This is a genomic window from Streptomyces sp. NPDC047453 (genome assembly GCF_040643155.1).
Taxonomy (GTDB): domain Bacteria; phylum Actinomycetota; class Actinomycetes; order Streptomycetales; family Streptomycetaceae; genus Streptomyces.
In genome coordinates, this window is the sequence record NZ_JBEYTS010000041.1 from 45,516 (window position 1) to 62,939 (window position 17,424).

The following is a 17,424-nucleotide window of genomic DNA, read 5'->3' on the forward strand; positions in this document are numbered from 1 at the left end:
GGCGTCGCTCACGCAGCGGTCACCGCGGCCGTCTGCGGGCCTGTCCGGCTCGGCTCGTGGAGCTGTCACCGCGACCGCCTGCTGGTCTGCCCGGCTCCGCTCGTGCAGCCGTCGCCGCGGCCGTCCGCCGGTCTGTTCGGCGTCGCTTGCGCAGTCGTCACCGTCGCCGAATGCCGGCCTGCGCCGTGCTGTGGTCGTGGAGGATCTCGGTGATGACGTGTCGGGCGACGCGGGCCATGAACGGGTTGGTGTCGCGGTAGTGGGACAGCTCCATGAGCGCGACCGACAGGGCCCAGCCGCGGCCCCGTGCCCAGGTCGCGTCGTCCACGTTCAGGGCGGTGCGGAAGAGCGGCCGTGCGGTGTCCGGCACCACGTACCACGCCGCGAGGAGGTCGACGGCGGGATCGCCCAGCCCGAGGCAGCCGAAGTCGATCACCGCACACAGCCGGTCCCGGGTCAGCAGCATGTTCCCGGGTTGCAGATCGGCGTGGATCCACACCGGCGGCCCGTCCGGATCCGATGCCCGCAGCGCCTCGTCCCAGGCGGCCTCGGCCGCGTCCGGGTCGACGGCGCCGCGCACCGCGGCGATGGCCGCGCGGGTCTCGGTGTCCCGCGCGGCCAGGGGTTCACCGCGGTAGGAGGACGGCCCGTCCGCGGGATCGATCCGGTGCAGCGCGGTGACGAACCGCGCCAGGTCCGTCGCCAGCCGGCGCGGCTCGGCCACGGCGCCGACCGCCGGGATCTCCCCGTCGATCCACCGGTAGACGGACCAGGGCCAGGGGCAGCCCTCGTCCGGCGCCCCCATGCCCAGTGGTACGGGCACCGCGAGCGGCAGCGACGGCGCGAGCCGGGGCAGCCAGGTGTGCTCCTTGTCCACGTCCTCGGAGGCTCCGGCGGTGCGGGGCAGCCGTACGACCATGTCCTCGCCGAGCCGGTACATGACGTTGGAGGTGCCGGCGGAGCCGATCCGCCGGACGGGAAGCCCGGCCCACCGCGGGAACTGAGCGGCGATCAGCCGCAACACGAGCGAGTCGTCGAAGTCCGGCTGGTCCGGGCGCGAGCTGTCGGCACACATGGGCAGCCATCGAACGAGGTGTCCCGTGGTCCGGTCAACTGGTTTTGCCCGGCGGCCCGGAACCCGTCCGGGCGCCGTGCCCGCCCGCGGGAGCCGAATGGCGAGGGCCCCTCGGCCGGGAGACGATGAGAGCGCGGGGCTCGGCCCCCGCCGGTACCGTGCGCGTCGGCGCGGAGACGGAGACCGGCCCCGGCCGCAGGGATCAACGGTCGGAAGGGAGATCACCGTCATGCTGGAAGTGAAGACGGTCGAGAAGCCGGACGAGCGGCGCGACTTCCCACGGGGCCACCTCGAAGCCGTCCACCTCACGCGACTCGACTTCGCCGTGGCCACCTTCGAACCGGGCTGGCGCTGGTCCGAGTCGGTCGGCCCGATCGCCGGGACACGCAGCTGCCTGGTCCATCACAACAGCTATGTCGTACAGGGCCGTATGCACCTGGCCATGGACGACGGCGGCGAGGCCGAGGTGGGACCGGGCGACGTCTTCGTCTGCTCGCCCGGACACGACGCCTGGGTCGTGGGCGACGAGCAGGTCGTGGTGTACGACTTCGCGGGCCCCATGGCACAGCGGTACGCGAAGCCGGGCGGGGTGTAGGCGGCGGGGCGGACAGGACGCCGCCCGACGACGTCACTCCCCGCTCACCAGCACCACCTCCAGGGTGCGCGGCCCGTGCACGCCCTCCACCCGGTCCAGTTCGATGTCACTGGTGGCGGAGGGACCGGAGATCCAGGTCAGCGGCCGGGTCGGGTCGAGGCGGTCCAGTGCCTGCGGCACGGAGGAGACGACCTGGCCCGGAACGCGCACCACGCAGATGTGGTGGTCGGGGACGAGGGTGATCCGGCGCCGGCCCTGGTCGGGGGAGCCGTCCAGGACGAGGGTGCCGGTCTCGGCGACGGCGACCGCGCAGCCGGTGACGACGCTGTCGACCCGGTCGAGTTCGTGCGGGGTGCTGTCCGGCCGGTCCGCGACCAGGGTGATCTCGATGGCGGTCAGCCAGCCCTGCTCCAGGCCGGGCGGCACCAGGACGGTGTTCGAGCCCCGTTCGCCCAGCAGGTGGGCGATCAGCCGGGGCAGCCCCTCCGCGTCGCAGCGGTGCACGATCGCCCGGTAGTCGGTCAGGTTCTCGGCGAGCAGGTCCACCGTCTCCTCGGTGCTCCGGTCGCCGTGCTGCCGCAGATAGTCGCGGGAGACCGCCTGCTCGTACCGAGGGTGCCTGCCGGGCCGTTCCGGCGCTGGTGGGGGAGTGTCGTCCGGTGGTACGTCCGCCAGGGCACGTCGTACCCGGCCCAGGATCCGGTCCCTGCTGCTCACTTCGCGTCCTTTCCGCCGGGTCCGCCGTGCGTGCGCTGCCACCAGTCGCGGAACGGCTCCGCCGGCACCGGCGGCAGATCGCGGGTGCCGCTCCAGGCCCGGCCGGGGCCCGGCAGCGTGCGGGGGTGGAAGCGACGGGTCCGGGAGGCGAGCCGCTGGCCCCCGCGCAGCGCGCCGGGGCGGGTCAGGGCCCAGCGGGCCGCGCGCATGGCCGCGCGCTCGGCGGCGTGCCCCTTGGCCGGCTTGAGGAGCACCTTGTTGCCCGCGCGCGTCACCGGGCCGCCCTCGACGACGCGTTCGCGCAGGTGGACCAGTACCTCGGGGATGTCGATGGCCACCGGGCACACCTCGTAGCAGGCGCCGCACAGTGAGGACGCGTACGGCAGGGAGGCGTCGATCTCGCTTGCCGTGCCGCGCAGTTGGGGGCTGAGGATGGCGCCGATCGGGCCGGGGTAGACCGAGCCGTAGGCGTGCCCGCCGGCCCGCTCGTAGACCGGGCAGACGTTCAGGCAGGCCGAGCAGCGAATGCAGCGTAGGGCCTGGCGGCCGACCTCGTCGGCGAGGGTGTCGGTGCGGCCGTTGTCGAGCAGCACCAGGTGGAAGGTCGCGGGCCCGTCGCCGTCGGTGGTGCCGGTCCACATGGACGTGTACGGGTTCATCCGCTCTGCCGTCGAGGAGCGGGGGAGCGTCTGGAGGAAGACTTCCAGGTCGCGCCAGGTGGGCACGATCTTCTCGATGCCGACGACCGAGATCAGCGTCTCGGGCAGGGTCAGGCACATCCGCCCGTTCCCCTCGGACTCCACCACCACCAGCGTGCCGGTCTCGGCGACGACGAAGTTGGCGCCGGAGATGCCGACCTTGGCGCGCAGGAACTTCTCCCGCAGGTGCAGCCGCGCGGCCTCGGCGAGTTCGGCAGGCGTGTCGGTGAGGCCCTCGGGGGCCGGGCGGCCCCACCGGCTCATCTCGGAGCGGAAGATGTCCCGGATCTCGCCGCGGTTGCGGTGGATCGCGGGCACGAGGATGTGCGAGGGCCGGTCGTGGCCCAACTGCACGATCAGCTCGGCGAGATCGGTCTCGTAGGCCCGGATGCCCTCGGCCTCGAGGGCCTCGTTGAGGCCGATCTCCTGGGTGGCCATCGACTTGACCTTGACGACCTCGCTCTCGCCCGTGGCCCTGACCAGTCCGGCCACGATCCGGTTGGCCTCGTCGGCGTCGGCGGCCCAGTGGACGGTTCCGCCCGCGGCGGTGACCGCCTCCTCCACCCGCACCAGATACCAGTCCAGATGACGCAGGGTGTGGTCCTTGATCTGCCGTCCCGCCTCACGCAGCGCCGCCCAGTCCGGCATCTCCGCCACGGCCGCGGCCCGCTTGGCGCGGATGGTGTGGGTGGCGTGGCGCAGATTGCCGCGCAGAGTGGTGTCGCGCACGGCGTCGTGCGCGGCCCGGGGGAAGGCGGGGAACGCCGAGGAGCCGGGCATTCCCACGAACGTCGCGCTCATGCCGCGGCCTCCTCCTCCGTGCCGGCCAGGATCTCCGCGATGTGCACCGGCCGCATGCGCGTCCCGAGGCGGGCCATCGTGCCGCCGATGTGCATCAGGCACGAGTTGTCGCCCGCGCACAGCACCTCCGCGCCCGTCGACTCGGCGTTGCGCACCTTGTCGGCGCCCATCGCCGCCGAGACGTCGGGGTTCTTCACCGCGAAGGTGCCGCCGAAGCCGCAGCACTCCTCGGCCCCGGGCAGCTCCACCAGCTCCAGCCCCTTCACCGCGCGCAGCAGCCGCAGCGGCCGGTCCCCCAGGCCCAGGCTCCGCAGCCCGTGGCAGGTCGGGTGATAGGTCACCGTGTGCGGGTAGTACGCGCCCACGTCCGTCACCCCCAGCACGTCCACCAGGAACTCCGTCAGTTCGTACGTCCTGGGCACCACCGGGGCCAGGGTGGCCGCGAGCCCGCCCCCGCGCCCCTCGGCCCGTGCCCGCGCGCCCATGCGCGGATACAGCTCCCGCACCATCGCACCACAGGAACCGGACGGCGTCACGATCGCCTCGTAGTCCCGGAAGACATCGGAGAAACGCCGGGCCAGCGGCTCGGCCTCGTGCCGGTACCCGGTGTTGTAGTGCGCCTGCCCGCAGCATGTCTGGGCCATCGGGAAGTCCACCTCCACGCCCAGCCTGGTCAGGAGTTTCACCACCGCACGCCCGGTGTCCGGATAGAGCGTGTCGTTGACGCAGGTCAGGAACAGAGCGACACGCATCGCGGCTCCTCGTGGTCGGTCATCGGACGAGTGAAGCGTAGTCAGGCGAGGGGCCCGACGGGAGACTCCGGTTTCCGGCGCGGCGGAGACCGCGGGCTCCCGGCCTGGCGAGGCAGCGGCTCACGGGGTGACGGCGGCGAGCCGGGCCTCGGCCGCGCGCCAGGCCGCCCCCTCGCCGCCCGGCTCGTACCGCACGAGCGGCTGCGTCCGGGCGAGCAGGGCCCGCATGTCGGCCCGGTCGCCGACGAGCCCGTGCGCCCGGGCCTGCACCAGGACGTTGCCGAGGGCCGCCGCCTCGGCCGGCCCGGCGACCACGGGCAGCCCGCAGGCGTCGGCGGTCAGCCGGCACAACAAGGCGTTGCGGGCGCCACCGCCCACGATGTGCACGACGTCGACGGGACGGTCGGCCAGCCGCTGCGCCTCGGCGACCGCCCGGCGGTGGGCGAGGGCGAGGGAGTCGAGGATGCAGCGGGTGGTCTCGGCGGGGGAGCCGGGCACCGGTTGACCGGAGGCCCGGCAGGCCGCCGCGATCCGCTCCGGCATCCGGCCCGGTGCGAGGAAAGCGGCGTCGCCCGCGTCCACGACCGAGCGGAGCGCGGGCACCTCGGCAGCCTCCCGCAGCAGCTCGCCCAGGTCCGGGTCGCCCCAGGCCCGTACGCACTCCTGGAGCAGCCACAGCCCCATGATGTTGCGCAGGTAGCGGACCGTGTCGTCGAGCCCCAGCTCATTGGTGAAGTTGGCGGCGCGGCTGTCCTCGGTGAGCACCGGGGCGTCCAGCTCCAGGCCGGTCAGCGACCAGGTGCCCGTGCAGATGTACGCGAACCGTTCCCCGCCGGCGGGCACGGCGGCCACCGCGGACGCCGTGTCGTGCGAGGCGACGGCCGTCACCGGCACCGTCCCGCGCAGCCCGGTCTCCCGCAGCACCTCGGGCCGCAGCACGCCCGCCGGATCCCCGGGCCGGCGCAGCGGCGCGAACAGGTCCAGGTCGATGCCCAGCCGGGCCGCGACCTCGTACGACCAGTCGTGCGTGCGCGGGTCGACGAGCTGGGTGGTCGAGGCGTTGGTGAGCTCGGTGCCCTGCTCGCCCGTGAGCCAGTACGTCAGCAGGTCGGGGAGCAGCAGCAGGCGTCGCGCGGTGGCGAGTTGGGGAGAGGAGCGGGCCGCCGTCAGCTGGTACAGGGTGTTGAAGGGCGCGTCCTGGATGCCGGTCGCCGCGTACAGTTCGGCGGCCGGCATCGTCGCCCGGATCTTCTGTGCCACGCCCTCGGTGCGCGCGTCGCGGTAATGGACGGGATTGCCGAGCAGGGCGCCGTCCGCGTCGAGCAGGCCGTAGTCCACGGCCCAGCCGTCGATGCCGATGGAATCCACCCGGCCCGCCGCCCGCAGCCCTTCCAGCACCCCGGCGTACAGGGCGAGCACGTCCCAGCGCAGCCCCTCGGGAAGCCGCACCGGCCGGTTGGGGAAGCGGTGCGCCTCGGTCAGCTCCAACCGGTCGCGGCCGACCCGGCCGACCATGACCCGGCCGCTGGACGCGCCGAGGTCGACGGCGGCGTACACCCTCACGTCCGGGCTCATCGCAGGAAGGCGGCCGCGACGCCGGCGTCGACCGGGACGTGCAGCCCCGTGGTGTGGGTCAGTTCCCCGCCGGTCAACGCGAAGACGGCGTTCGCGACGTGCTCGGGCAGCACCTCCCGCTTGAGCAGCGTCCGTTGGGCGTAGAACTCGCCGAGCTTCTCCTCCGGCACTCCGTACACGGCGGCCCGCTGCGCGCCCCAGCCACCCGCGAAGATTCCGGAGCCGCGTACGACCCCGTCCGGGTTGACCCCGTTGACCCGGATCCCGTGTTCACCCAACTCGGCTGCCAGCAGCCGCACTTGATGCGCCTGGTCGGCCTTGGTGGCCGAGTAGGCGATGTTCTTGGGCCCGGCGAACACGGCGTTCTTGGAAGCGATGTAGACGATGTCACCGCCCAGCCCCTGCGCGATCATCACCCGCGCCGCTTCCCGCGCGACCAGGAACGACCCGCGCGCCATGATGTCGTGCTGGAGGTCCCAGTCCTCGGCCGAGGTCTCCAGCAACGGCTTGGAGATCGAGATGCCGGCGTTGTTGACGACCAGGTCCACCCCGCCGAACGCGAGCAGCGCCGCCTGGAAGGCACCCGCGATCTGCTCCTCGTCCGTCACGTCCACGGTCACGGCGACCGCCTTGTCGGGCCCGCCCAGCTCCTCGGCGACGACGGCGGCGTTGTGAGCGTTCAGATCGGCGACCACGACGCACGCGCCTTCGTCGACGAGCCGCCGCGCGATCGCCCTGCCGATGCCGCTGCCCGCGCCGGTGACGAGCGCGACGCGTGTCGCGAGGGGCTTCGGCGCGGGCATCCGCCGGAGCTTGGCCTCCTCCAGCGCCCAGTACTCGATACGGAACTTCTCCGACTCCTCGATCGGCGCATACGTCGACACGGCCTCCGCGCCCCGCATGACGTTGACGGCGTTCACGTAGAACTCGCCGGCCACCCGGGCCGTCTGCTGGTCCTTGCCGAAGGAGAACATGCCGACGCCCGGCACGAGCACGATCGCCGGGTCCGCGCCGCGCATCGCGGGGGAGTCGGGCAGCGCGTGCCTCTGGTAGTAGGCGGCGTACTCCGCGCGGTACTCGGCATGCAACTCCATCAGCCGGGCGATCGCCTGCTCCAGCGGAGCCGCCGGCGGCAGGTCGAGCACGAGCGGCCGCACCTTGGTCCGCAGGAAGTGGTCCGGGCAGGAGGTGCCGAGCGCCGCGAGCCGCGGATGCCCGGCACGGGAGAGGAAGTCGAGCACGACGTGTGCATCGCTGAAGTGCCCGACCTGTGCCCTGTCCCGCGAGGCGAGCGCGCGTACGTGGGGTGCCAGGGCGGCGGCCCGCTCCTTCCGCTCGCCCTCGGGCAGCGCCTCGTACCCCTCGACGACCGCCCCGAACGGCTCGGGCTTCCCGCGTTCGGCGAGGAAGTCCTCGGCGGTGCGGATGATGTGCAGCGAGTTGCGCTCGCACTCCTCGGAGTCCGCGCCCCACGCGGTGATCCCGTGCCCGCCGAGGACACAGCCGATCGCCCGCGGATTGGCTTCCCTGACCGCCGCGATGTCCAGCCCCAGCTGGAACCCGGGCCGCCGCCACGGCACCCACACCACGCGGTCCCCGAAGCACTCGGCGGTCAGCTTCTCCCCGTCGGCGGCACAGGCGAGCGCGATACCGGAGTCGGGGTGCAGATGGTCCACGTGCGGGGCGCCGACCAGCCCGTGCATGGCGGTGTCGATGGAGGGCGCCGCCCCTCCCTTGCCGTGCAGGCAGTAGTCGAACGCGGCGACCATCTCGTCCTCGCGCTCGACACCCGGGTAGACGTCCTTCAGTGCCCGCAGCCGGTCCAGCCGCAGCACGGCGAGCCCGCCCTCGGTGAGTGTCCCGAGGTCGCCCCCGGACCCCTTCACCCACATCAGCTCGACGTCACCGCCGGTGACGGGATCGGTGCCGGTGCCCTTCGCGGACGCGTTGCCGCCCGCGTAGTTGGTGTTCCGGGGATCGGCGCCGAGCCGATGGGACCGGAACAGAAGGGCGGCGGCCTCGGGGTGAAGTGACATAGGGGGTTCCATTCAGGAGAGGGGAGGACAAGAAGGGGCGCGGGCTGTGTCGGTGGGGAACTACGCCCCCCACCCGGCCTGCCGGCCTCCCACCCGTTCGGCGACGATCTTCTCCGCCCACCCCGACCGGCGATACGCCGCAAGAGGCTCGGGGTCCAGCCCCATCTCCTCCCGCACCTCACGCAGCAGCGGACGCACGTCCGTGTTGTACGCGTCCATCAGCACGGCGTTGGCCTCGAGTACGCCCCCGGAGCCCTGTGCGGCGGACAACGCGCTCCGGTCCACCAGCAATGCCTTGGCCGTCGCCTCCTGAACGTTCATCACGGACCGGATGATCGCCGGGATCTTCGCCTCGACGTTGTGGCACTGGTCGAGCATGAACGCGACCTCGGACGTGAACCCGCCCCCGCGCACCACCTCGTACATGATCCGGAACAGCTGGAAGGGATCGGCCGCGCCCGCCATCAGGTCGTCGTCGGCGTAGAACCGGGAGTTGAAGTCGAACCCGCCGAGCCTTTCCTCCCGCAGCAGGGTGGCGACGATGAACTCGATGTTCGTGCCCGGGGCGTGGTGCCCGGTGTCCACCACGACCCGCGCCTTCGGTCCCAGCCTCAGGCAGTGCGCGTACGCCGTTCCCCAGTCCGGGACGTCCGTGCTGTAGAAGGCCGGCTCGAACAGCTTGTACTCCAGCAGCATCCGCTGCCCCTCGCCGAGCCGCTCGTACACCTCGGCCAGCCCTTGAGCCAGCCGGTCCTGCCGTCCCCGCACGTCGTCCTGGCCGGGGTAGTTCGTGCCGTCGGCGAACCAGAGCTTCAGATCGCTCGATCCGGTGGCGTCCATGATGTCGACGCACTCCAGCAGGTGGTCGACCGCCTTGCGCCGCACCGCCGCGTCCGGATGGCAGATACTGCCGAGCTTGTAGTCGTCGTCCTGGAAGGTGTTGGAGTTGATCGCGCCCAGCGTCAGGCCGCGGTCCTCCGCGTGCCGGGCGAGCGCCGCGTAGTCGTCGACCCTGTCCCACGGGATGTGCAGGGCGACGGCCGGCGCGACGCCGGTGACGGCGTGCACCTGGGCCGCGTCGTCCACCTTCTCCCACGGCGTACGCGGCACGCCCGCCTGCGCGAACACCTTGAAGCGGGTCCCCGAGTTCCCGTACGCCCACGACGGCGTCTCGACGGCCTGGGTCTTGAGGGCGGCCTTCACCGCGGCGAGCTCGGTCACTGCAGGGCTCCTGTGACGTCGGGTCGAAAGTCTGCTGACAGGCCTTGGCGGGTATCTGAACAGCCTCTTGTGAAACGATTCAGGATTGGAAGCTATGAGTCACCGACGGGGGTGTCAACCCTTCCGGTGCGGGCAGCTCTCCGTAATCCCTTTGTGACCCTGGACCGTGATGTTTTCGATCCGCACCCATTGACGTGCCATCGGCTCCTTGCCTAACGTCCCGGCCAACCAGGTTGAAACCTTTCACGACGTGGGGCGGCCCTTCCGTCGGCGTCGTCGAGGAGCCCCCATGACTCACCCGTCCGACACGGGTCCGGCCCCGGTGCTGGCGCTCAGGGACATCTCGAAGTCCTTCGGTGCGGTGCGTGCCCTCAGGAACGTGTCCCTGGAACTGCTTCCGGGACAGGTGCACGCCCTCGCCGGGGAGAACGGCGCGGGCAAGTCGACCCTCATCAAGACCCTTGCCGGGGTGCACCGGCCCGACGCCGGCCAGGTGCTGCTCGACGGCGAGCCCGTCGTCTTCCACGGCCCCGGCGACGCCCGCGACGCCGGCATCGCCGTGATCTACCAGGAACCGACGCTCTTCCCCGACCTGTCGATCGCCGAGAACATCTTCATGAGCCGCAGGCCCCGGCGGGCCCTGGGCCGTATCGATCACAAGGCCACCCACGAGGCCACCCGCGCCCTGATGGGGCGCCTCGGCGTCGACCTCGACCCCGACCGTCCCGCACGCGGACTGTCCATCGCCGACCAGCAGATCGTCGAGATCGCCAAGGCGCTCTCCTTCGACGCCCGCGTCCTGATCATGGACGAGCCGACCGCGGCCCTGACCGGCAGCGAGGTCGCCCGCCTCTTCAACGTCGTGCGTGCCCTGCGCGACCAGGGAGCCGCGGTGCTGTTCATCTCGCACCGCCTGGAGGAGATCTTCGAGATCTGCCGACGGGTGACGACCCTGCGCGACGGCGCCTGGATCGCCACCGAGCCACTGGACGGCATGACCGAGGACGACCTCGTGCGGCGCATGGTCGGCCGCGACCTCGACGAGCTCTACCCCAAGCAGGACGTGGCACCGGGCGATGTCGCGCTCAGCGTGCGCCGGCTGACCCGCGAGGGTGTCTTCACCGATGTCTCCTTCGACGTGCGGCGCGGCGAGATCGTGGGCCTCGCCGGACTGGTCGGCGCCGGGCGCACGGAGGTCGCCCGCGCAGTCTTCGGCATCGACCGCTGGGACGCCGGCGAGGTCGAGGTCGACGGACGCCGGCTCACCAAGGGCGCCCCGTCCACCGCGATGGCCGCCGGGCTCGCCCTGGTCCCCGAGGACCGGCGCGCCCAGGGCTTGGTGATGAACATGTCCATCGAGCGCAACATCGGCCTCACCGGACTCCGTACGACCGTGAAGGCCGGCCTGATGGACCGCGGCGCGGAACGCAGCCGCTCCCTGGACTGGGCCGTCAGGCTCCGGGTCAAGTACGCCCGGATCGCCGACACCGTCTCCACGCTCTCCGGCGGCAACCAGCAGAAGGTCGTCCTCGCCAAGTGGCTCGCCACCGGCCCCAAGGTGCTCATCGTCGACGAGCCGACCCGCGGCATCGACGTCGGCACCAAGGCCGAGGTGCACCGGCTGCTCAGCCAACTGGCCGCCGACGGGGTCGCCGTCCTGATGATCTCCTCCGACCTGCCCGAGATCCTCGGCATGGCCGACCGTGTGCTCGTGATGCACGAGGGCCGGCTGACCGCCGAGATCCCCCGCTCCGACGCCACCGAGGAAACCGTGATGGCCGCAGCCACGGGGAGGGCCGCGTGACCGCGACCGCCCCCAAGCCCGCCTCCGCCGCCGAGGCGCACCGGTCCAGTGGCACCCGGCTGGTCGACCGCGTCTTCAAGATGCGCGAACTCGCCATCCTGGTCGTCTTCCTGGCGCTGATCGCCGTCGCCCAGGCGGGCAACAGCGAATTCCTGTCCGAGCAGGGCGTCAAGGACCTGCTGCTGAACGCGACCATCCTGGTGCTGGTCGCCACCGGCCAGTCCCTGGTCGTCATCACCCGCAACGTCGACCTGTCGGTCGGCTCCACGCTCGGCATCAGCGCCTTCGCCGCCGGCACCTGCCTGCAGGGCGGCGGCAACGCCGTGGTGGCCGTGATCCTGGCGGTGCTCCTCGGTACCGGCTTCGGCCTGCTGAACGGGCTCCTCGTCAGCCTCGGCCAGGTGCCCGCGCTCGTCGTCACCCTCGGCACCCTCTACATCATCCGCGGCATCGACTCCGTCTGGGTCGGCTCCCGCCAGATCACCGCGGCCGATCTGCCCGGCGGGTTCGTCGACTTCGGCTCCGGCGGGATCGGGACGGTGCCGTACCTGGCGCTGATCGCCCTCGCGGTCCTGGTGGCGACGGCGTACTACCTCAAGCACTACGGCAGCGGCCGCGAACTGTACGCGCTCGGCTCCAACCCGGAGGCCGCCCGGCTCGCCGGCATCCCGGTGCGCAAGCGCGTCGTGGCCGCCTACACCTTCTGCGGCGGCCTCGCCGGTCTGGCCGGGGCGATGTACCTGGCCCGGTTCGGCAACGTCGACTCCGGCACCGGCAGCGGATACGAACTCACCGTCGTCAGCGCGGTCGTGGTCGGCGGCGTGGTCTTCACCGGCGGCTCCGGCAGCGTGTACGGAGCGGCCCTCGGCGCCCTGCTGCTGACCTCCGTCAACAGTGTGCTGCCCGCCCTCGGCGTCAGCTCCGTCTGGGTGCTGGCGATCAACGGCCTGCTGCTTCTGCTCGCCATCGCGGTCGACCGCGTCGTCTCGCTGCGCGTGGCGTCGGCCCTGAAGAAGAGGAACGCCCGCCATGGCTGACTTCGACCTCTCCCGTGCCGTGCGCTGGGACACCGTCGTCGGTGCCCTGCTCGTGGTGGTCCTGCTGTTCTCCTTCGGCTTCGTCGACGGCTTCGGCAACGCCCTCAACCTGTCGTTCCTGATCGGCAACACCCTGCCGATCGCGCTGATCGCCCTGCCGATGACCCTCCTCGTGATCTCCGGTGAGATCGACCTGTCGGTGGCCTCCACCGCCGGTCTGTCCGGCGCCGTGATGGGCGCCCTGTGGAACCAGGGCATGGCGATCGAGACGATCATCCCGCTGTGCCTGCTGCTCGGCGCGGTGTGCGGCCTGGTCAACGGCCTGCTGGTGACCAGGCTCGGACTGCCGTCCCTCGCGGTGACCATCGGCACCCTCGCCGCCTACCGGGGCATCGCGCAGATCGTGCTCGGTTCCGACGCGGTGACCGACTTCCCCACCCCGTACCTGGACTTCGCGGCCGGACGCGTCGGGAACACCTTCCTGCCGCAGGCGTTCCTGCCCTTCCTGATCCTGCTGGTGATCGCCGTGGTCACCCTGCACGCCACGCCCTTCGGTCGGTCGCTGTTCGCGATCGGCGCCAGTGAGGAGACGGCCCGGTTCGCCGGCATCCGGGTCAAGCGCGACAAGCTGGTCCTGTTCGTCGCCACCGGCCTCATGTCCGCCCTGACCGGCGTCTTCTGGGCCCTGCACTACGCCAGCGCCCGCTACGACAACGCCACCGGGCTGGAACTCTCCGTCGTCGCGGCGGTGTTGCTCGGCGGCATCGACTTCGACGGCGGGAAGGGCACGCTCGGCGGCGCCGTCGCCGGGGTCTTCCTGCTGGGCGCGTCGCAGAACGTGATGAGCCTGCTGAACGTCTCCGCCCAGTCGCAGATCGTCGTCACCGGAGCCCTGCTCGTCGTCTCCGTCCTCGGCCCGCGGGTCGCACGCCAGGTCTCCGTCGCCAGGGGCCGGCGCCGGGCCTCCCCGGCGCCCGAGTCCAAGGCGCCCGCCCCGACTTCGTAAACCGCTCCGCCCACCTCGCCACCCTCGTAAAGGACGTTCACCATGCGCAAGCCGATGATCCGCCGCACCTGCGCGGCCCTCGCCGCCGCGACCTCCCTCGCCCTGGCCGCCACCGCCTGCGGCGGCACCACCAAGAACGACGTCGGCAAGGACGGCGGCGCGGCCGCCTCCCCGGCCGGCAAGGCCGACCCGAACGCCCCGACCAAGAAGGGCCTGACCGTCGGCTTCCTGCCCAAGCAGGTCAACAACCCCTACTTCACCTCCGCCGACAACGGCGGCAGGAAGGCCCTGGAGGAACTGGGCGAGAAGTACAAGGAGGTCGGACCGTCCAGCGCCACCGACACCTCCGGCCAGGTCTCCTACGTCAACACCCTCACCCAGCAGCAGGTCGACGCGATGGCCGTGTCCGCGCAGGACCCGGGCGCCCTGTGCACCGCGCTGAAGCAGGCCATGAAGAACGGCATCAAGGTCGTCACCTACGACTCCGACACCAAGCCCGACTGCCGCAACGCCTTCGTCTCGCAGGCGTCCGCCGAGGACCTCGGCCGCACCGAGGTGCAACTGCTCGCGGAGCAGATCGGCTACAAGGGCGAGATCGCGATCCTGTCCGCCGCGCAGACCGCGACGAACCAGAACACCTGGATCGACTACATGAAGCAGGAGCTGACGGACCCCAAGTACAAGGACGTCAAGCTGGTCAAGATCGCATACGGCAACGACGACGCGCAGGCGTCCTTCCAGCAGACCCAGGGTCTGCTCCAGCAGTACCCGAACCTGAAGGGGATCATCTCCCCGACCACCGTCGGCATCAAGGCCGCCGCCCAGTACCTGTCCGGCTCCAAGTACAAGGGCAAGGTCAGGCTGACCGGCCTCGGCACCCCCAACGACATGCGCAAGTACGTCAAGAACGGCACCGTCGAGGCCTTCGAGCTGTGGGACCCGGCCAAGCTCGGCGAGCTGGCCGCGTACACCGCGGTCGCCCTCTCCTCCGGGCAGATCACCGGCAAGGAGGGCGAGACCTTCAAGACCGGCGCCATGGGGTCGTACACCATCGGCAAGGACGGTCTGATCAACCTCGGCAAGCCGACCGTCTTCGACGCGAAGAACATCGACCAGTTCGACTTCTAGCGTCCGGGCGGCAGCCGCCCGGCCGAGGAGACGAAGCCCCTTGGCGAGGTCTTCCCCCTCGCCCGACCCGCATCCGACCCCCCTCCGACCCGCTCAGATGTGCGGTGCCATGACGGTAATGTGAAGGCCCGCCCGCCGCCCCTCGCATCCCTGGAGGTTTCCGCCCGATGGCCCCATCGGTGGGTATCAAGGACGTCGCACGCGCCGCCGGTGTCTCCGTGGGCACGGTCTCGAACGTCATCAACCGTCCGGAGACCGTCGCCACCGAGACCCGGGTCCGGGTGCAGTCCGCGATCGACCGGCTCGGCTACGTCCGCAGCGAGTCCGCGCGCCAGCTGCGCGCGGGCCGCAGCCGGATCATGGGGCTGCTCGTCCTCGACATGGGCAACCCCTTCTTCGTGGACGTCGCCCGGGGCGCCGAGCGGGCGGCCCGCGCGGCCGGGCTCGGCGTGATGGTCTGCAACAGCGCGCAGAGCCCAGGGGAGGAGGCCGAGTACCTGTCCCTCTTCGCCGAACAGCGGGTGCGCGGCGTCCTGCTCACCCCGGCCGACGCCACCGGCCGCAACATCGCGGCCTTCCGCCGCCACGGCATCCCCTTCGTACTGGTCGACCGGGTCGCCGAGGGCGCCACCGAGTGCTCGGTCTCCATGGACGACGTGGCGGGCGGGGCGCTCGCGGTACGGCACCTGGTGGACGCGGGGCACCGCTCCCTCGCGTACGTCAGCGGCCCGCCCGGCCTGAACCAGGTCCGCGACCGCCGTACCGGCGCCCTGAACGTGCTCGCCGAGGCCGGTCTCGGCCCCGACGCGCTGCGCGAGTTGCCCACCGAGCGTCTGGACGTGGCCGCCGGACGGGACGCGGGCGCCCGCCTCCTCGGCCTCGCCGACCGGCCCACGGCCGTCTTCTGCGCCAACGACCTGCTCGCCCTCGGTGTGCTGCAGGCCATGTACGCGGCCGGGGTCCGCGTCCCCGACGACCTCGCCATCGTCGGCTACGACGACATCGAGTTCGCCGCCGCCGCGGCCGTGCCGCTCACTTCGGTCCGCCAGCCCGCGGTCACCATGGGCGCCCTGGCGGCGGAGCTGCTGCTGGAGGAGACCGAGGCGCCGGGGGCGCGGGCGGCGCACGAGCACCGGCGGGTCGTGCTCCAGCCGGAGCTGGTGGTGCGCAGCTCCAGCCTGCCCGGGCGCCCACCGGCCACCCAGTGACGCGTCCACCCCGCATGCGGTACGAATTCCTGATCCCCGTGGTCAGGCGGCGGAGGAACATGTGCTGAACTGGGACGCGGCCGTAAACCCTCCGTCCCGGGAGAACCCTTGACCGTCAGCTACCGCCACCCCGGCGTCGTTCTCACCGATCGCACCTTCACCGTGCCGCTCGACCACGACGACCCGGCCGGGGAGACGATCGAGCTCTACGCACGTGAGGCCGTCGCACGGGACAAGGCCGACAGGGACCTCCCGTGGCTGGTGTACCTCCAGGGCGGTCCCGGCTTCGGGGCGAACCGTTTCATCGGACGGCAGGCCTGGTTCGGCCGGGCCCTGGAGGACTACCGGGTCCTGCTCCTCGACCAGCGCGGCACCGGCCACTCCACGCCCGCCAACCGCCAGACCCTGCCGCTGCGCGGCGGCGCCGCCGAACAGGCCGACTACCTCACGCACTTCCGCGCCGACTCGATCGTCCGCGACTGCGAGGCGATCCGTCCCGACGTGACCGGTGGCGCGCCCTGGACCGTCCTCGGGCAGAGCTTCGGCGGCTTCTGCACCGTGAACTACCTGTCGACGCACCCCGAGGGCATGGCCGCCGCCCTGATCACCGGCGGCCTGCCCTCGCTCGACGCCCACGCCGACGACGTCTACCGGGCCGCCTACCCGCGCATCGAGCGCAAGGTCGCCGCCCACTACGCCCGCTACCCGCAGGACGTCGACCGCGCCCGCCGCATCGCCGACCACCTGCTCACCCACGATGTGGTGCTCCCGAACGGCTACCGGCTGACCGTCGAGGCCTTCCAGTCGCTCGGCATCATGCTCGGCGGCGGCGACGGCAGCCACCGCCTCCACTTCCTCCTGGAGCACGCCTTCGTCCGCACCCCGAACGGCCCGGAACTGTCCGACGCCTTCCAGGAAGAGGTCCAGGGACTGCTGTCGTACGCCGGCCACCCGCTGTACGCCCTCGTCCACGAGGCGATCTACGGCCAGGGCACCCGCCCCACCGCCTGGTCGGCCGAGCGGGTCCGCGCGGAGTTCCCGCAGTTCGACGCCGCCAAGGCCCTCGCCGGGGACGGGCCGGTGCTGTTCACCGGCGAGACCGTGCACCCCTGGATGTTCGACTGCGACCCGGCGCTGCGCCCGCTGCGCGAGACGGCCGACCTGCTCGCCGCCCGCACCGACTGGCAGCCCCTGTACGACCCCGCCCGCCTGGCCGCCAACGAGGTACCGGTCGCCGCGGCCGTCTACCACGACGACATGTACGTCGACACCGCCCACGCCCTCGGGACCGCCCGAGCGATCCGCGGCCTGCGCACCTGGGTCACCGACGAGTTCGAGCACGACGGCGTCCGGGCCGGCGGGCCCCGCGTCCTGGACCGGCTGCTCGGGCTCGTCCGCGGCGACGTGTGACGCCGGCGGCACCGGCCGGTCCGCGTCCGTGACACCGAGGCCCAGTGCCCCAACAGGCGACGTTCGCCCCGTCGCGACGCCCGGCACGCTCCCCCGGGCTCTTCGAGCAGGGGGGACCCCCACCCGCCGCACCGGCCGAAAGCCCAAGTACGTTCAGTACGAGGACTTCCGGCCGGCCCGCGGAGAGCACGCACCGGACGCCGCTCCTTCACGGGCAAACGTCGCCTGCCGCGGCACTAGTAGCGTGTCGCTGCTTAGCTCTGGGCTGTTTGGTCGGGAGGCTGGTGTGTGGCAGATTCCCCTTCCGTTCTGCCGGACAGGGCTGGTGCGATGGGTTCGCAGAAGAAGAGGCCGGTGGTGC

14 protein-coding genes are annotated in these 17,424 nt (G+C 71.9%); 7 read left to right on the forward strand and 7 right to left on the reverse strand.

Going from position 1 to position 17,424, the window contains the following annotated elements; genetic code table 11:
* Window positions 1-157 precede the first annotated feature (157 nt).
* The gene (locus ABZ818_RS28650; protein WP_361420587.1) at window positions 158-1,075 is read right to left on the reverse strand and encodes an aminoglycoside phosphotransferase family protein; all 918 of its coding nucleotides are present in this window, start codon (window positions 1,073-1,075) and stop codon (window positions 158-160) included.
* Window positions 1,076-1,304: 229 nt separating this feature from the next.
* On the opposite strand from ABZ818_RS28650, the gene ABZ818_RS28655 reads away from it, so the two are divergent.
* Complete coding sequence (locus ABZ818_RS28655; RefSeq protein WP_361420590.1) at window positions 1,305-1,670, forward strand: cupin domain-containing protein; 366 nt, start codon at window positions 1,305-1,307, stop codon at window positions 1,668-1,670.
* Between the two features lie 33 nt (window positions 1,671-1,703).
* Here the strand turns inward: ABZ818_RS28655 and ABZ818_RS28660 are convergent, their stop codons facing one another.
* The 6 genes from ABZ818_RS28660 to rhaI all read right to left on the reverse strand — a co-directional run bounded on the left by ABZ818_RS28660 (window position 1,704) and on the right by rhaI (window position 9,470).
* A complete protein-coding gene (locus ABZ818_RS28660; protein WP_361420593.1) occupies window positions 1,704-2,387 on the reverse strand; it encodes an LUD domain-containing protein in 684 nt (227 codons plus the stop codon).
* Entirely contained in the window at window positions 2,384-3,886 is a 1,503-nt protein-coding gene (locus ABZ818_RS28665; protein WP_361420596.1) for a lactate utilization protein B, read from the reverse strand. The genes ABZ818_RS28660 and ABZ818_RS28665 overlap by 4 nt, the downstream gene beginning before the upstream one ends.
* The gene (locus tag ABZ818_RS28670) at window positions 3,883-4,638 is read right to left on the reverse strand and encodes a (Fe-S)-binding protein (protein WP_361420599.1); all 756 of its coding nucleotides are present in this window, start codon (window positions 4,636-4,638) and stop codon (window positions 3,883-3,885) included. The genes ABZ818_RS28665 and ABZ818_RS28670 overlap by 4 nt, the downstream gene beginning before the upstream one ends.
* A gap of 120 nt (window positions 4,639-4,758) precedes the next feature.
* The gene (locus ABZ818_RS28675) at window positions 4,759-6,213 is read right to left on the reverse strand and encodes a rhamnulokinase family protein (RefSeq protein WP_361420602.1); all 1,455 of its coding nucleotides are present in this window, start codon (window positions 6,211-6,213) and stop codon (window positions 4,759-4,761) included.
* On the reverse strand, window positions 6,210-8,249 hold the full coding sequence (locus ABZ818_RS28680; protein ID WP_361420605.1) for a bifunctional aldolase/short-chain dehydrogenase: 2,040 nt from the start codon (window positions 8,247-8,249) through the stop codon (window positions 6,210-6,212). Before ABZ818_RS28680 ends, ABZ818_RS28675 begins: the two co-directional genes overlap by 4 nt.
* Before the next feature lie 60 nt (window positions 8,250-8,309).
* Entirely contained in the window at window positions 8,310-9,470 is a 1,161-nt protein-coding gene (rhaI, locus tag ABZ818_RS28685) for an L-rhamnose isomerase (protein ID WP_361420608.1), read from the reverse strand.
* Between the two features lie 289 nt (window positions 9,471-9,759).
* Here rhaI and ABZ818_RS28690 point away from each other — a divergent pair, with 289 nt between their 5' ends.
* From ABZ818_RS28690 to ABZ818_RS28715, 6 genes are all read left to right on the forward strand, one after another.
* Window positions 9,760-11,274 (forward strand): sugar ABC transporter ATP-binding protein, encoded by a 1,515-nt coding sequence (locus ABZ818_RS28690; protein WP_361420611.1) that lies wholly within the window; start codon window positions 9,760-9,762, stop codon window positions 11,272-11,274.
* Window positions 11,271-12,311 (forward strand): ABC transporter permease, encoded by a 1,041-nt coding sequence (locus tag ABZ818_RS28695; protein ID WP_361420614.1) that lies wholly within the window; start codon window positions 11,271-11,273, stop codon window positions 12,309-12,311. The genes ABZ818_RS28690 and ABZ818_RS28695 overlap by 4 nt, the downstream gene beginning before the upstream one ends.
* Complete coding sequence (locus ABZ818_RS28700) at window positions 12,304-13,317, forward strand: ABC transporter permease (protein WP_361420617.1); 1,014 nt, start codon at window positions 12,304-12,306, stop codon at window positions 13,315-13,317. The genes ABZ818_RS28695 and ABZ818_RS28700 overlap by 8 nt, the downstream gene beginning before the upstream one ends.
* Window positions 13,318-13,359: 42 nt before the next feature.
* A complete protein-coding gene (rhaS, locus tag ABZ818_RS28705; protein WP_361420621.1) occupies window positions 13,360-14,445 on the forward strand; it encodes a rhamnose ABC transporter substrate-binding protein in 1,086 nt (361 codons plus the stop codon).
* A gap of 167 nt (window positions 14,446-14,612) precedes the next feature.
* A complete protein-coding gene (locus ABZ818_RS28710) occupies window positions 14,613-15,653 on the forward strand; it encodes a LacI family DNA-binding transcriptional regulator (protein WP_361420624.1) in 1,041 nt (346 codons plus the stop codon).
* 108 nt (window positions 15,654-15,761) lie between these two features.
* On the forward strand, window positions 15,762-17,063 hold the full coding sequence (locus ABZ818_RS28715) for an alpha/beta fold hydrolase (protein ID WP_361420627.1): 1,302 nt from the start codon (window positions 15,762-15,764) through the stop codon (window positions 17,061-17,063).
* Window positions 17,064-17,424: the final 361 nt, after the last annotated feature.

What these genes read in the sequence shown, in the direction of transcription:
- rhaS (WP_361420621.1), top strand. Translation starts at nt 13,360, where the DNA reads ATGCGCAAGCCGATGATCCGCCGCACCTGCGCGGCCCTCGCCGCCGCG.
- ABZ818_RS28670 (WP_361420599.1), bottom strand. Translation starts at nt 4,638, where the DNA reads ATGCGTGTCGCTCTGTTCCTGACCTGCGTCAACGACACGCTCTATCCG.
- ABZ818_RS28665 (WP_361420596.1), bottom strand. Translation starts at nt 3,886, where the DNA reads ATGAGCGCGACGTTCGTGGGAATGCCCGGCTCCTCGGCGTTCCCCGCC.
- ABZ818_RS28710 (WP_361420624.1), top strand. Translation starts at nt 14,613, where the DNA reads ATGGCCCCATCGGTGGGTATCAAGGACGTCGCACGCGCCGCCGGTGTC.
- ABZ818_RS28675 (WP_361420602.1), bottom strand. Translation starts at nt 6,213, where the DNA reads ATGAGCCCGGACGTGAGGGTGTACGCCGCCGTCGACCTCGGCGCGTCC.
- ABZ818_RS28690 (WP_361420611.1), top strand. Translation starts at nt 9,760, where the DNA reads ATGACTCACCCGTCCGACACGGGTCCGGCCCCGGTGCTGGCGCTCAGG.
- ABZ818_RS28700 (WP_361420617.1), top strand. Translation starts at nt 12,304, where the DNA reads ATGGCTGACTTCGACCTCTCCCGTGCCGTGCGCTGGGACACCGTCGTC.
- ABZ818_RS28650 (WP_361420587.1), bottom strand. Translation starts at nt 1,075, where the DNA reads ATGTGTGCCGACAGCTCGCGCCCGGACCAGCCGGACTTCGACGACTCG.
- ABZ818_RS28680 (WP_361420605.1), bottom strand. Translation starts at nt 8,249, where the DNA reads ATGTCACTTCACCCCGAGGCCGCCGCCCTTCTGTTCCGGTCCCATCGG.
- ABZ818_RS28655 (WP_361420590.1), top strand. Translation starts at nt 1,305, where the DNA reads ATGCTGGAAGTGAAGACGGTCGAGAAGCCGGACGAGCGGCGCGACTTC.